The 12,640-nt window shown below is 75.2% G+C and carries 10 protein-coding genes, 1 tRNA gene and 2 pseudogenes; 5 read left to right on the top strand and 8 right to left on the bottom strand.

Annotated features, from left to right (window positions below):
- Nucleotides 1-650 precede the first annotated feature (650 nt).
- The 3 genes and pseudogenes from BJP59_RS14875 to BJP59_RS14865 all read right to left on the bottom strand — a co-directional run.
- A complete protein-coding gene (locus tag BJP59_RS14875) occupies nucleotides 651-2,762 on the bottom strand; it encodes a carbohydrate-binding domain-containing protein (protein ID WP_194523083.1) in 2,112 nt (703 codons plus the stop codon).
- Nucleotides 2,762-3,658: a polyphosphate polymerase domain-containing protein gene (locus tag BJP59_RS14870; protein WP_194523082.1), complete on the bottom strand. Its 897-nt coding sequence runs from the start codon at nucleotides 3,656-3,658 to the stop codon at nucleotides 2,762-2,764. Before BJP59_RS14870 ends, BJP59_RS14875 begins: the two co-directional genes overlap by 1 nt.
- A gap of 205 nt (nucleotides 3,659-3,863) precedes the next feature.
- Nucleotides 3,864-4,385, bottom strand: a pseudogene (locus BJP59_RS14865) (DUF4956 domain-containing protein); the annotation flags it as partial.
- A gap of 173 nt (nucleotides 4,386-4,558) precedes the next feature.
- On the opposite strand from BJP59_RS14865, the gene BJP59_RS14860 reads away from it, so the two are divergent.
- From BJP59_RS14860 to BJP59_RS14850, 3 genes are all read left to right on the top strand, one after another.
- Complete coding sequence (locus BJP59_RS14860) at nucleotides 4,559-5,398, top strand: siderophore-interacting protein (protein WP_194521303.1); 840 nt, start codon at nucleotides 4,559-4,561, stop codon at nucleotides 5,396-5,398.
- 8 nt (nucleotides 5,399-5,406) lie between these two features.
- Nucleotides 5,407-6,429 carry an iron-siderophore ABC transporter substrate-binding protein gene (locus tag BJP59_RS14855; RefSeq protein ID WP_194521302.1) on the top strand — a complete coding sequence of 341 codons (1,023 nt, stop codon included), beginning with the start codon at nucleotides 5,407-5,409 and terminating at the stop codon, nucleotides 6,427-6,429.
- Nucleotides 6,430-6,631: 202 nt separating this feature from the next.
- Nucleotides 6,632-6,721: transfer RNA gene (locus BJP59_RS14850), tRNA-Ser, on the top strand.
- A 46-nt stretch (nucleotides 6,722-6,767) separates the two neighbouring features.
- On the opposite strand, the gene BJP59_RS14845 is transcribed toward BJP59_RS14850, so the two are convergent.
- The 3 genes from BJP59_RS14845 to BJP59_RS14835 form a co-directional block, all read right to left on the bottom strand.
- Entirely contained in the window at nucleotides 6,768-6,998 is a 231-nt protein-coding gene (locus BJP59_RS14845; protein ID WP_194521301.1) for a hypothetical protein, read from the bottom strand.
- A gap of 79 nt (nucleotides 6,999-7,077) precedes the next feature.
- Nucleotides 7,078-7,386, bottom strand: coding sequence for a type II toxin-antitoxin system TacA family antitoxin (locus BJP59_RS14840; protein WP_086149809.1), 309 nt, complete (start codon nucleotides 7,384-7,386; stop codon nucleotides 7,078-7,080).
- Between the two features lie 79 nt (nucleotides 7,387-7,465).
- Nucleotides 7,466-7,978: a GNAT family N-acetyltransferase gene (locus tag BJP59_RS14835; RefSeq protein WP_194521300.1), complete on the bottom strand. Its 513-nt coding sequence runs from the start codon at nucleotides 7,976-7,978 to the stop codon at nucleotides 7,466-7,468.
- Between the two features lie 300 nt (nucleotides 7,979-8,278).
- Here BJP59_RS14835 and BJP59_RS14830 point away from each other — a divergent pair, with 300 nt between their 5' ends.
- Nucleotides 8,279-8,944 carry a Type 1 glutamine amidotransferase-like domain-containing protein gene (locus BJP59_RS14830; protein WP_194521299.1) on the top strand — a complete coding sequence of 222 codons (666 nt, stop codon included), beginning with the start codon at nucleotides 8,279-8,281 and terminating at the stop codon, nucleotides 8,942-8,944.
- Nucleotides 8,945-9,020: 76 nt separating this feature from the next.
- Here the strand turns inward: BJP59_RS14830 and BJP59_RS14825 are convergent, their stop codons facing one another.
- Complete coding sequence (locus tag BJP59_RS14825; RefSeq protein WP_442861513.1) at nucleotides 9,021-10,526, bottom strand: MFS transporter; 1,506 nt, start codon at nucleotides 10,524-10,526, stop codon at nucleotides 9,021-9,023.
- On the opposite strand from BJP59_RS14825, the pseudogene BJP59_RS14820 reads away from it, so the two are divergent.
- Nucleotides 10,414-11,226 (top strand): annotated as a pseudogene (locus BJP59_RS14820) (YbfB/YjiJ family MFS transporter); the annotation flags it as partial. The gene BJP59_RS14825 and the pseudogene BJP59_RS14820 sit on opposite strands and share 113 nt — an antisense overlap.
- Here BJP59_RS14820 and BJP59_RS14815 read toward each other — a convergent pair.
- Complete coding sequence (locus BJP59_RS14815; protein WP_194521298.1) at nucleotides 11,121-12,629, bottom strand: DNA polymerase IV; 1,509 nt, start codon at nucleotides 12,627-12,629, stop codon at nucleotides 11,121-11,123. The pseudogene BJP59_RS14820 and the gene BJP59_RS14815 overlap by 106 nt on opposite strands.
- Between the last annotated feature and the right edge of the window lie 11 nt (nucleotides 12,630-12,640).

Here is a 12,640-nt window from a genome sequence, read left to right as displayed (position 1 = left end):
CGCGGGGGAGGCGGTCGTCGGGTCGGCCGGGTCGGTCGGGGACGGTGCGGTCGGGTCGGTGGGCACGTCTCCCACGGTACGACGAGAGCGGGGGCAGAACCCCGGCCCGCCGTGGTAGCCCTGGTCACCCCGAGGGAGACCCGAGGCCCCGCGAGGTAGAGCCGTGGTTGGGCGAGGTAGAGCCGTGGTCCCGCGAGGTGGAGCCGTGGTTGGACGAGGTAGGGGCGTGGTTCGGCGAGGTAGAGGCGTGGTCCACGCGAGGTAGAGCCGTGGTTCTGTGAGGTAGAGCCGTGGTCTTGTGCCCGACGGCGCGGGTCGGGTCTGGATGGTGGTGCCGCCTCGCTGATGGCCGGCTGAGGCGCCCTCGCCGCGGGCGACCGACCGCCGTCGGGCACGACGGTGCTCCAACGCGAGGACGCGGCACGAGCACGGCAAGGGCTCCTCGCGACCAGGTGGCCGCACGGACCGGAGTGGGGAAGATCCTTGGCGCGCTCCTGCCGGTGCCCGACCGCGGGTCTCTCTCGGATGACCTCGGCTCTACTTCGCGTGACTTCAGCTGTACGTCGGGGAACCACGGCTCTACCTCGCGGGACCGGGGCTCTACCTCGGCAGGGCGCTCGGGCTGGGATCCCGGGCCGGACGACGCGCGGTCAGGACTCGGTGGTCTCGTCCTGGCCCGTGGTGCCGTCTTGGCCCGTGCCGTCCGGGGTTGTGGTGCCGTCCTGCGTGCCCGGGCGGGTGGGGCGGCCCCCCATGCCGCCGCCGGTCCACTCGCCCGCGACGGCGGTCACCGAGCCGGACGGGGCGGTCACCGTGTAGGTCTCACCGGTCGTCACGTCGGGGGAGGAGACGACGACGTTCGCCGTCGCCTTCGTGACGGTGAGCTCGGCGACGACGGTGCCGTCGGCCGCCGTGACGGTGACGGTGTCGCCGGCGCTCGCAGAGACGTCGGCGGCGAGCCAACCCTGCTCGGAGTCCGTGGCCGGCACGACGACCATCCCCGCGCTGCCCGCCGCGACGAGCGAGCCGCCGGAGACGGCGAACGTGCCGTTCACGTCGAGCGCGCCGTTGCCGTCGTTCGTCGGGCCCTGGACGACCGTCTCGCCGCCCGTGACCGTGAGCGACCCGTTCGAGTCGATCCCGTCGCCGCCGGCGTCGATCGTGAGCGTGCCGCCGGAGATCGTCAGCGACGAGCCATCGTCGGCGTCCATGCCGCCGCCCGCCATGCCGCCCGCCCCACCGCCGGGGCCGCCCTGCGGCAGGTCGGCGCCGTCGGGGGGCTCGACACCGTCGGGCAGGTCGCCGCCCTGCGGGGGCTCGGGCATCTCGCCGTCCGCCGGCATCTCCGGTGGGGTGCCGCCCGTCGTGCCGCCCGGTGCACCGTCCGGCGCCTCCGGCATCGAGCCGTCGGCCGAGCCGTCGGCCGAGCCGCCCGCCGCCGAGCCGCCTGCTGCCGAGCCGCCTGCTGCCGAGCCGCCCGCGGCTGCGTCGCCTGATGCCGCGTCGCCCTCGCCGGTGCCCGTCGTCGACCCGACCGTCGCGTTGAGGCCGTCGTCGCTCGCCGTCACGTCGACGTCACCACCGGAGATCGTGAGGGTCGCGCCCTCGATGCCCTCGACGGACGTCGTGACCGTGAGGTCGCCGCCGGAGACGGTGACGTCGCCGTCGGCGTGCACGCCGTCGTCGCCGGACGACAGCTCGACGCTCCCGCCCGAGACGGACACGGCGCCGTCCGAGTGCAGCGCGTCGTCGGCGGCGTCGACGGTGACCGTCGCGTCGTCGCCGACCACGACGCCCACGTCGCCCTTGAGGCCCTTCGCGGAGGCGTCCTCGCTCACGTCGGCGCCCGCACCGCCGGCCGCGGTGACGGTCAGGGTGCCGCCGGAGACGACGGCGTCCGTCACCGCCTGCACGCCGTCGTCGCCCGACGTGACGGTGACGTCGCCGCCCCGCACGTCGACGAACCCGAGGGCCGCGTCGCCGTCCTCGGTGGACTTCAGCCCGTCCTGCGCGGCGGTGACGTCGAGCGTCCCGCCCGTGACGACGAGGTAGTCCTTGCCGCGCAGGCCGTCGTCGCCCGCGTCGACGGTCAGGTCGCCGCCCGCCACGACGAGGCCGTCCTTCGAGACGATGCCGTCGTCCGCGTGCGACGTGACGGTGAGCGCGCCGTCGCCGCCGATCACGAGGTCGGCCGTCGAGAACAGCGCGCCGTCGGGCTCGCCGTCGGCGTCCAGCTCGGAGGGCTCCTCGGCGTCGGTGAGGCTGTTCGTCGAGCCGTCGGCGAGGACCACCGCGACCTTCTCCGCGTCCTGCACGTTCACGGCGGCGTTGGTCGGGGAGGTGATGTCGGCGTCGTCGAGCACGAGCTGGACGAGCCCGTCCTCGGCGGTGTCGACCACGACCTGGCCCTCCAGCGTGCCGCTCAGCACGTACGTGCCGGGGGCGGTCACGGTGACGGTCGCGCCGTCGACGGCCACGCCGTCGCCGTCCACGGTGGCGGTGCCGCCGTCGAGCGCGACGGTCGTCGCCGACGCCTCGTCGACCGCGAGGTCGGCGTCGTCCATCGTCACCTCGGTGTTGTCGGCGCGCGCCTCCTCGGGGGTGAGGCCGGCGACGGCGTCGGACGCGGCGGTCGAGGTTGTGGTGCTCGCGCTCGCGGACGTGTCGTCCGTGGCGGCGTCGCTGCCCAGGACCGAGCAGCCGGCGAGGAGGGCGGCCGCCGCGGCCGCGGTGAGGTACGTGAGGGGTCGTCGGATGCGCATCACAGGCTCCTGTCGTCGTGCCCGGGGGTGCGGGCGGGGTTTCGGGCGAGGTGGTGGGCGGGAGTCCGGCCGGACGTCGTGCCGCCCGGGGAGGGGGTGAGGTGGCGGCGGATCACGCGCCGCCAGGGGCCGTCGGGCAGGTCGGGGCGCAGCAGCGCCAGCCCGGTGCCGTACTTCGAGATCCGCTCGGGGCGGTGGCCGTGCCGCCACAGCAGCCGGTCGAGGTCCGACGGCGTCGAGCCGCCCTTCGTCTCGACGACCGCCAGGTGGGCGACGGGCCGGGAGAGGGGCCGGGCGCCGTCGGGCCGGTCGAGCTCCCACGTGAGCCCGGTGTCGACGGTGGCGCGCGCGGCGCCGTCGGGCCGGGGGAGCAGGAGCGTCGTGCGGCGGTACCGCGACACGAGGCCGGGTGCCAGCGCGTGCTCCGACACGCCGTCGATGCCCTCGGCGGCGAGCGTCCGGTGGACGAACTCCTGCCCGCCGTCGAGCGCCGTCGGGCAGTCGTGCGCGACGCGCTGCTTGAGCGTCGTGCCGCGCGCGGCGCGCGTCTTGACCTCGAGGAAGCTCGTCCCGGAGTCGAGGTACGTGCGCGTGCGGACCTTGAACCGCCGACGGCGGCGCGTCGCCGTGAGGCGGAACGACGCGAGGTCGGGCGTGTCGAAGTAGACCGACTCGTAGGCCGCGCTGCGCGCGCCGTCGATCTCCAGGACGCGCGCGGCGGTCGTGCGGGCGAGGGCGTCGAGCACGGCGACCGCGTCGTCCACAGGCAGGACGTACTTCCGGTCGACCCGGGTCAGCAGCGCGGCGGTCCCGACGAGCTCGTCGAGGTCCACCCCGGCGAGCGGGTGCAGGGCGGCGCGCACGTGGTCGTCGGCCGGGAGGGTCTGCGGGCTCATGCGCGCACCGTCCGGGCGGGCAGACCGTCCGGGGCCGTGGCGGCCACGCGGAGCGGCGCGGCGTCGGCCGCGGGCGGGGGACGGCGTCGGGCAGGACGGCGGGACGGGCGGGGCGCGCGCCCCGGCGCGGCGTCCGTGGGGCGGTCCAGCGGACGTCGACCCAGGTCGTGTCGTTGACGAGGTCGAGCCGCTGCACGCTCACCCCGCGGACCTCGGCGCCGAGCAGCCCTTCCAGGTAGCGCGTGAGCTCGGTCGGGTCGGCGAGGGCGCGGTCGACGACGACGGTCTGGCTCTGCGCGCGGCGCAGGACGCGCGGGTGGTCGACGACGGCCATCACCCCGACGACGAGCGCCATGCCGGCGAGGGACAGCCAGCCGGTGGCCGCACCGAGGCCGCCGAGGAGACCCAGCGCGAGGGCCGCGAAGTAGTAGGCGACCTCGGTCTGCGAGAGCTCGGTCGAGCGGAGGCGGATGATCGACAGGACGCCGAAGAGCCCGAGCCCCAGCCCGGCGCCGACGCTGCTCGTCGCGAGCGTCGCCGCGACCGCGAGCACCCCCACGTTGACGCCGAGGTACGCGACGACGAGGTCGCGGCGGCGGTGCCGGGGGAAGTAGAGGCCGAACGCGAGGACGGTGACCGCGACGAGGTCGACGAGGTACAGGACGGGCTGGGACACGAGGCCTCCGGGTGCCGGGGCGCTGGGCGCCGTGGTCGAGGACGTCCCCATTCCGCCGGGCGAGCCTGTGCGGCCGCTGTGGAGGGCACAGGGTGCGTGTATGAGTTCCCTCGGGCCCCACGAGCGCGCGACTCGCGCTGCTCCGCAGGGTGGTGACCGGCGTCACGACCGCCGCGCCCAGGCGGTGATGTTAGCCTCACCTAAGTCACCGACGAGAGGTTGTCATGTCGACCACCACCGCGCCCGCCCCGCGGCGCGCCCGCCCCCAGACGGTCCTCGAGGTCCTCGAGACCGCGTGGCTCTCCCCGCACCTCGTGCGCGTCGTGGCCGGGGGCGACGGGTTCGCCGCGTTCACGACGAACGAGCACACCGACAAGTACGTCAAGATCTACTTCGCCAAGCCCGAGCTCGGGCTCGAGCCGCCCTACGACGTCGCGGCGCTGCGCGACACGCTCGCGCCCGAGGACGTGCCCGTCACCCGCACGTACACCGTGCGCTGGGTCGACGAGGCGGCGCAGCGGCTCGCGATCGACTTCGTCGTGCACGGCGACGAGGGCCTCGCCGGGCCGTGGGCCGCGCGCGCGAAGCCCGGCGACCGCCTCGTCCTCTCCGGCCCCGGCGGCGGGTACCTGCCCGACCCGGCCGCCGACTGGCACCTGCTCGCCGGCGACGACTCCGCGCTCCCCGCGATCGCCGCCGCGCTCGAGGCCATGCCGCGCGACGCCTTCGGGCACGCCGTGCTCGAGGTCGGGACCGAGGCGGACCGCCTGCCGCTCGAGGCGCCCGACGGCGTCGAGGTCACCTGGGTGCTGCGCGGCGACGCGCCCGCCGGGACGACGACGCTCCTGCCCGACGCCGTCGCCGACCTCCCGTGGCGCGAGGGCCGCGTCCACGTCTTCGCGCACGGCGAGCGCGGGGCCATGAAGGCCCTGCGCCGCGTCTTCACCGAGCGCGGCGTGCCGCGCACCGACCTGTCGCTCTCCGGCTACTGGGCCTACGGCCGCGCGGAGGACCGCTTCCAGGCGGAGAAGCGCGAGCCCGTCGGCCAGATCTTCGAGGACTGAGGAGTCCCATGCACCGCACCAGCCCCACTCGTCCCCGCCGCGCGCTCGCGGCCGTGTCCGCGCTCGCCGTCCTCGCGCTCGCCGCGTGCTCGTCCGGCGACGGCTCCGGCGACCCCACGCCGTCCGGCAGCGCGACCACCGACGGCGCCGCGGACACCTTCCCGGTGACCATCCCCACCGCGTTCGGCGACGTCGAGATCCCCGAGGAGCCGGAGCGTGTCGTCGCGCTCGGGTGGGGCGACGCCGAGACCGCCCTCGCGCTCGGCGTCCAGCCCGTCGGCGCGAGCGACTGGCTCGCGTTCGGCGGCGACGGCGTCGGCCCGTGGCTCGCCGACGCGTACGACGAGTCGCCCGAGATCATCGGCACCCTCGAGCCGTCGTACGAGCAGATCGCCGTGCTCGACCCCGACGTCATCCTCGACGTGAAGTCGTCCGGCGACCCCGAGCGGTACCAGCGGCTCTCCGAGATCGCCCCGACCGTCGCGATCCCCGAGGGCGGCGAGGCGTACCTCACGCCTATGGAGGACCAGGTCGGCATGATCGCCGCCGCTCTCGGGCGCAGCGAGGCCGGCGACGAGCTGCTCGCCGAGGTCGACGACGCGTTCGCCGCCGCGCGCGACGAGCACCCCGAGCTCGCGGGCAAGACCGCCGTCATCGGGTCCTACTGGGCCGAGGGCTTCGGCGCCTACGTCTCGACGTCCAGTCGCGGCGAGTTCATGCAGGGCCTCGGGTTCGACACCAAGCCCGAGATCGACGAGGCCGCCGGCGAGGAGTTCTCCGCCACCCTCGGCACCGAGAACGTCGACCTGCTCGACGCCGACCTCACCGTCATCCAGCCCATCGGCTTCACCGCCGCCGACGTCGAGGCCCTCCCGATCTTCCAGACCGTGCCGTCCGTCGCCGACGGCCGCTACGTCGTGTTCGACGACAAGGACCTCTCCAACGCCTTCTCGCTCGGCACGCCCACGGCCGTGATCTACGCGATCGACAACGTCACCCCGCTGTTCGCCGAGGCGCTCGCCGGGAAGTGACGCCCGTGCCCTGCGGCGGGGTGCGCGATGCCCGCGCGGTCCGGCGGCGGGTGATGCCCGACGGCGTGGGGCGGGCCGGGTGGTCCGGCTCCGCGCGGGTGTCGAGCGAGGCGTGAGTGACCCGGCGCAGGACCGGCTGACCGGCCGATTCGGTGTCCGGGGGTGTGACCAGGTATCCTTCCTGGGCCGGGTATCCCGGCGAGGTAGCGTGTCCGAGCGGCCTAAGGAGCACGCCTCGAAAGCGTGTGTGGGTGAAAGTCCACCGTGGGTTCAAATCCCACCGCTACCGCCACACGAAGGGCCCCACCCGCAGAGTCATGCGGATGTGGGGCCCTTCGTCATGTGGAGGTCACCGGAAACTCACCTGTTTCGTGCTCGGTGGACGTCGACCCCGCCGCCGAGATCAGCTGGTCGATGACGACCCGCAGGTCCGGGGCGACGTGGGTGCGCTTCACGTAGTGCCGGACGGTCGTGCCCTCGTCGGTGTGACTGAGCGCGGCTTCGTCGCGGTGGTCGGCCAGGCGGGTGGGAGCCTGCGCTCTGTTCGCACTTGCTGCGTGAACCCCCACCCGCCGACCGGATCCGTGGACGACGAAAGGCGGCCCCAGATCAGGTTGGGGGCCGCCCTTCGCGTCGTGACGGCGCCGCTCAGTGCGTCGCGAGCTTCTGTGTGCCGTGCTGCGGCGCGTCGCGCCGCACCGCCGCGATGAGCGCCGCGAGCTCGGGCACGACCCGGGGCTCTTCGCCGAGGGCGGCTTCGACCTGGTCGATTTCTTGCGGCGTGAGGTGGATGACGCGGTCGCGGAGCAGGACGTCGCGAGCGTGTTCCATCGCGGCGCCCAGGACGAACGCGGACACGTCCTGTTGCTGCATGGCGGCGGCCTCGCGGATGGTGGTCAGCGCTTCCGGGGACAGGCGCATGTTCAGGCGCTCTGACCGCACGTTTGCGGCAGGCATGGTGGCTCCTCGTGTCACGCGTCGGGTGACGTGGCGGTCTCGTGGCGTACATCCACTGTACGCACGTGGTACGTACGGATCAACTCGGATCGGCCGCAGCGAACGTCGCGCGAAGGTCCTTAGTGGTGAGAAACATGCTGAGGTCGTGATCGAGGAAGCGGCGGAATCCGTGCTTCAGGTAGAAGCAGGCTGCGTCCTCGTGGAGGGCATGTACGACGACGATCTCGAACCCGATGGCGGTTGCGGCGTCGACGAGCTTCTGCAGGGCGTCGAAGAGGAGCACGCGGCCCACGCCGTTCCCTTGGTAATCGACGTCCACCGCGAGCCGCGCGAGGAGCATTGCCGGCGCAGGGTAGCGGCGTGCGCGGCCGATCGCGGACGAGGCGTCGGCGGCCGACAGCTCGAACGTCCGCATCGAGTAGTACCCCGCGATGCGTCCCGCCTGCTCGTCGAGGAGCAGCGTCGTGCGGACGTTGTCCCGTCGCTCACTCTGCCCCGCGAACCGAGCGAGCCAGTCGTCGAGCTCCGGCTCGCCACAGGCGAACGGATGGAGCTTGAGGGCTTCGGGGCTGAACGGTCGCGCGATGAGCATCCTGACGACTGCCTTCCGTACACCTGAGCGAGAATTCCGGCCACTCTACGGGGCGCCGGCCACACGCGAAGGGGGGTGCCACGCAATACCGAGGCTGCGTCGTCGTACCCGTCCGGCCCCGTCCTTCGGAGAGGCGGCGAGGCGCTGCGCGGATCACCAGCAGGACAGCGCGCCGGGTGGTCGCACGCGCCCCGGGGCGGCTCCTTTCGCGAGTCGTCCAAGGTGGCGCCCGCCGCTGGCGATGAGTTCCCCTCTGCGCAGCGGTCTGCTGTGCAGACCGCCGGAGCCGAGGAGGACGCGATGAAGCTGTTGCTCACGTCAGGGGGAGTCACGAACCCGACCATCGAGGGAGCGCTCGTCGGGCTACTGGGTCGGCCGATCGGTGAGTGCACCGCGCTGTGCATCCCGACGGCGTTGTACGGCCACCCGTGGGTAGGGCCGGGGAAGAACGCCCGGGACTTCATCACGGGGGAGTCGGACCACATGGCGGGTCTGGGGTGGGGGTCGGTCGGCGTGCTGGAGCTGACTGCGCTGCCGAGCATCCCCGCGGACCGCTGGGTGCCGCTCGTCCGGGAGACGGACGTGCTGCTGGCCGCGGGCGGTGACGCGGGGTACCTGGCGTACTGGATGCGGCGGTCGGGGTTCGCGGACCTCGTGCCGTCGCTCACCGACACGGTCTACGTCGGGATGAGCGGCGGCAGCATGGCGCTGACGCCGCGCATCGGCGAGGAGTTCGTGGGGTGGGAGCCGCCCGACGGCGAGGACGCGACGCCGCTGGGGCTCGTCGACTTCTCGATGTTCCCCCACCTGGGCCACCCGGACCTGCCCGACAACACGGAGGCCGCGGCGCGGCGGTGGGCCGCCGCCCTGGGCGGGCCGGCCTACGCGGTCGACGACGAGACCGCCCTCGTGGTCGACGGCGCGGTCGAGGTCGTGTCCGAGGGCGTCTGGCACCGCCTAGCGTGACCCCGAGCAGGCTCGACCCGGCCCCGGGCTCGACCCCGCGCCGGCTCGACCCTCGCTCCGGCGTCGGGCGCGACCCTCACGCCGATCGGCGCGACGCCCGCACGACGGCCGTCGCGGACGCGAGGCCGAGCACGAGGAACGCTCCGGCGACGAGCAGCGACCCGCGGGTCGCGTCGGCGAACCCGGACGCGAGCGCGTCGACGACCTCGGGTTCCTGCGGCCCGAGCTCGCCGTGCGTGCCCTCGGCGCGCAGCTGGGAGATGACGTCGCCGGCGGAGCCGCTCGTCGCGTCGGCGAGGCGCGTGACCTCGGCGTCGGGCAGGCCCTCGCCGTCGAGGGCCGCGGGCACGGCGCTCGCGAGCAGGACGGCGAGCGCGGTCCCGACGAGCGCGGTCCCGAGCGCGGAGCCGACCTGTCGCGCCGTCGACTGCGTGGCGGAGCCTTGTCCGGACTCCTCGGCGGGCACCTGCACCAGGGTCGTGCTGGTGAGCTGCGCGGAGGCGAGGCCGAGCCCGACGCCGTAGACCACGAGCAGGGCCGCGAGCAGCCACGGGGAGACGGTAGCGGTGACCGTGAGCGCGACGGCGGCGACCCCGACGATCTCGAGCGCGAGGCCGATGACCACGACGAGCGGGGCGCCGACGGCGGCGGCAAGGTGACGCGCCGACGCGCCGGAGAGGAACGCGCCGAGTGCCATCGCCGCGAGCACGAGCCCGGCGCCCATGGTGGACAGCGCGAGCACGTTCACGAGGAAGAGCGGCAGGACGAAGATGATGCCGAACTCGCCGACGGTCGTCGCGGCGACGTTGCCCCACCGGAACGTCGGGATGCGGAAGAGCGTGAGGTCGAGCAGCGCGGACCGCCGCACCCGCGCGCGGTGCCGCTCCCACAGGACGAAGAGCACGAGCAGGAGCAGCCCGGCGGCGAGGAACACGGGGGTGGGCGAGACGGGCGCGGACGCCGGCCAGGTCGCCCCGAGCAGCTCGACGCCCCCCTTCGGGCTCCACCAGCCGAACGTCTGGCCCTCGATGAGCCCGAACACGAGCGCGCCGAACCCGAGCGCGGACAGCAGGAGCCCGACGAGGTCGAGCCCGGGGGCGAACGCGTGCGCGCGGGTCTCGGGCACCCAGAGGTAGGCGCCGACCATGACGAGCGCGCCGACGGGGACGTTGACGAGGAAGATCCACGGCCACGTGAACGACGTCGTGATCCACCCGCCCGCGAGCGGGCCGACCGCGGCGGCGCCGGAGATGACGGCGCCCCACACCCCGAACGCCGCGGCCCGGTCCTTGCCGCGGAACGTCGCGTTCACGGTCGACAGGGTCGAGGGCAGGATCGCGGCCGCGCCGAGGCCCTGGGCGAGCCGCCCGACGATGAGCGAGCCGCCGTCGTCGGCCGCTGCGGTCGGGGCGGTGGGTACGGCGGCGGTCGTCGACCGGAGCGCGCGCTGGCCCGCGGCCCCCGAGTCGCCGCCCGCGTCCGGCGGCGAGGGAGGGCGGTCGCTCGGGCGCGCCGGGGTCGCGGCCGCGGTGGCCGGGGTCGGCAGCGCCGCGGTCTGGACGTTCGGGCGCGACCTCGTCACGGTGACCGGCGGCCTCCCCGGCCGCACGACGGCGGCCCTCTGGTGCCTCCTCGGCGTGGCGGCGGTCCTCGGCGCGCTCAGCGGCGACGCCGTCCGCGTGCTCGGCCTGCGCGGCGCCTGGGTCGTGACGGCCGTCGCGACGGCGGTCGGCACCGCCGCCCTGGCACTCACCCCGGGCAGCGTGCCCGTCGTCGCCGTCGCAGGCGCGCTCTTCGGCGGCGCCTACACCGCCCTGAGCGGCGTGCTCATCGCGTGGGGCACAGCGCTGCGCCCGCACGCCGCCGGACGCGCGACCGCCGCGCTCTTCGTCGCGCTCACGGCCGGGCAGGCGGTCGGCGCGCTCGCGACGGGCGGGCTGAGCGACGTCGTCGGACCGCAGGCCGCGTTCTGGGTGGGCGCGGCGCTCCTCCTCGTCGCGGCGGGGGTCGTCCCGCGCGTGCCCGACGGCGCGGGGCCCGGTCGGCAGCGCGCCGACCGCCCGGCGTCGGGCAGGACCGGGACGGAGGGGACGAGCGCGGGCGGGACGAGCGCGGACGGGACGAGCGCGGGCGGGACGGGTGGGGACGACACGCGCGCGGGCGCGACGGCTCGCCGCTACGCGTCGTCGTCCGTGGGCGAGGCGCGCACGGGCTCGCCGTCCGGGCCGAGCGGCTCGACGAGCGCGAGCTCCTCCGCCTCCGGGTCGACCCAGCGCTGGTAGCCCGGGCCGGTCCGCGCCGTCTCGAAGCGGACGGCGACGCGGCCGTCGTCGCCGACGCGCACGACCCACCCGCGCCCGTCAGCCGGGGTCGCGACGTCGAGGCCGGGGGCGAGGAGGGCGGCCGTCGTCCGGACGGGGCCGGTCGCGGCCGCGCCGGGCGCCTCGGCACCCACCGACTCTGCACCCACCGACTCTGCACCCACCGACTCTGCACCGACCGCCTCGGTGCCGACCGCCTCATCGCCCGCCGCCTCAGCGCCCACCACCTCTGCGGCGATCGGAACGGCGGGGTCCTCCGGCGCGTCCGCGCCGAGCGGCAGCATGAGTTGCGCGTGCTCGGACAGCGCGTGGAACGCGACCCCGAGCAGGCGGACGGGCTCGGTGACGTCCGCGAGGCGCAGCGCGCGGTGGGCCGCGTCGCGGAGGGCGCCCTCGTCGGTCGTCGGGCGGGAGAGCGTGACCGAGCGGGTGAGGGTCGTGAACGACGCGAGGCGCACCTTGACCACGACGGTGCGCGCCGCGACGGCGTGCCGCTCGAGGCGGGCCAGGGCGGCGTCGACCACGGGATCGAGCGCCGCGGCGATCGCGGCCCGGCCGTGAAGGTCGGTGTCGAACGTGTGCTCCGCGCCCGCGGACTTGCGCTCCCGCACCGTCGAGACCGGGCGGTCGTCCCAGCCGCGCGCGATCCGGTAGAGGTTGGTGCCGCCCGCCTCGCCCGCGACGAGGAGCAGCGTGTCGAGCGGCTGGCGGCGCAGGTCGGCGACGGTGCGCACCCCCAGCTCGTCGAGCCGCGCGGCCGACACCGGGCCGACGCCCCACAGCGCCCGCACGGGCAGGTCGAGCAGGAACGGGTCCTCGTCGTCGGCCCCGACGACCCGGACCCCGCCCGGCTTCGCGGCCTCCGAGGCGAGCTTCGCGACGAGCTTGGACCGCCCGAGCCCGAGCGAGACGGGCAGGCCGCTCAGCTCGCGCGCCCGCTCGCGGATCCCCGTGGCGAGCGCCTCGAGGTCGGTCTCCGGCCCGACGGCCGCGGCGACGTCGGCGAACGCCTCGTCGATGCTCACGCGCTCGACGAGGTCCGTCACCTCGCGCAACGCCGCCATGATCCGTGCCGAGTAGGCCGAGTACGCGGCGAACCGCGGCACGACGACGACCGTCGACGGCGGGCACAGCCGCCGCGCCTGCTCCATCGGCATCGCCGAGCGGGCGCCGTACTGCCGGGCCTCGTACGACGCCGTCGCGACGACGCTGCGCGGCCCCACGCCGCCGACGAGCACCGGGCGCCCGCGCAGGGACGGCCGCTGGTGCTGCTCGACGGCGGCGAAGAACGCGTCGGCGTCGAGGTGCGCGATCGTCGGGCGGGCGCGCAGCACGGGGGCGTGCGGCGCACGGTCGAAGCTCACCGCCCTACTCT

The sequence above is a fragment of the Cellulosimicrobium sp. JZ28 genome, from assembly GCF_015327065.1.
Lineage (GTDB): Bacteria > Actinomycetota > Actinomycetes > Actinomycetales > Cellulomonadaceae > Cellulosimicrobium > Cellulosimicrobium funkei.
This window is presented reverse-complemented; position numbering and strand designations above follow the sequence as displayed.